Here is a 414-nt window from a genome sequence, read left to right as displayed (position 1 = left end):
TCCTATAACTATAGGCGGCCGTATGCATAAGTGCTCATACTTTCAGCTGTTGATTTCTGATTTATTATCTAATCTACAGTCTTGCTTGTGTCAATATGTCAAAGATCTCTTTCCTCTATTTCAAGGATATGTGGAGAATATCGGGGTCGAACCGATGACCTCTTGCATGCCATGCAAACGCTCTAGCCAACTGAGCTAATCCCCCAAAAACAGATTTTGTTAGTACAAGAAGCCGAAGGAGTGTCTGAACAAACCAATGCTTCATCCCATTCTTTTGAAACTACCCCAATTATCTAAGATCCGTCTCCAGAAAGGAGGTGTTCCAGCCGCACCTTCCGGTACGGCTACCTTGTTACGACTTAGCCCCAATCACCGGTTTCACCCTAGGCCGACCCTTGCGGTCACGGACTTCAG

Annotated in this window: 1 tRNA gene and 1 rRNA gene; both read right to left on the bottom strand. The window is 45.7% G+C overall.

Going from position 1 to position 414, the window contains the following annotated elements:
• Nucleotides 1–131: 131 nt before the first annotated feature.
• Nucleotides 132–205: transfer RNA gene (locus tag CIK90_RS01200), tRNA-Ala, on the bottom strand.
• Nucleotides 206–310: 105 nt separating this feature from the next.
• A 16S ribosomal RNA gene (locus tag CIK90_RS01195) occupies nt 311–414 on the bottom strand; the annotation flags it as partial.

Source organism: Prevotella sp. P5-126, from assembly GCF_002251185.1.
Classification (GTDB): Bacteria; Bacteroidota; Bacteroidia; order Bacteroidales; family Bacteroidaceae; genus Prevotella.
The sequence above is the reverse complement of the archived record's forward strand: the minus strand, read 5'-3'. Positions and strand labels throughout refer to the sequence as shown.